Source organism: Bacillus sp. SIMBA_008, assembly GCF_046535495.1.
Classification (GTDB): Bacteria; Bacillota; Bacilli; order Bacillales; family Bacillaceae; genus Bacillus; species Bacillus subtilis.
Genome location: NZ_JAWRWL010001097.1, coordinates 1 through 243 on the forward strand (window position 1 = coordinate 1; position 243 = coordinate 243).

A 243-nucleotide genomic window follows, 5' to 3' on the forward strand; every position below is an offset into this window, starting at 1 on the left:
CATTTTAAGGAAATAATTATTGTCCAAATTCCAATAACTATATCAATTATGGCAAAAATAAGAAACAAAATCGTTAGAGTTATGCTACTATCCATTTCCGGTGTCTCACTCGTAAAGTTTTCTATCCCAAACAAGAAAAATGAAGGCACCCAAACTAATATAAGAGAATAAACGTAAGGGATATAAGAATAGGCAACTGAGTAACGTGTTTTTTCAAAGGTACCTTGTCCACCAAGTTTTTTT

At 31.7% G+C, this 243-nt stretch carries 1 pseudogene; it reads right to left on the minus strand.

Going from position 1 to position 243, the window contains the following annotated elements:
- A pseudogene (locus SB658_RS26810) lies at positions 1–243 on the minus strand (Yip1 family protein); the annotation flags it as partial.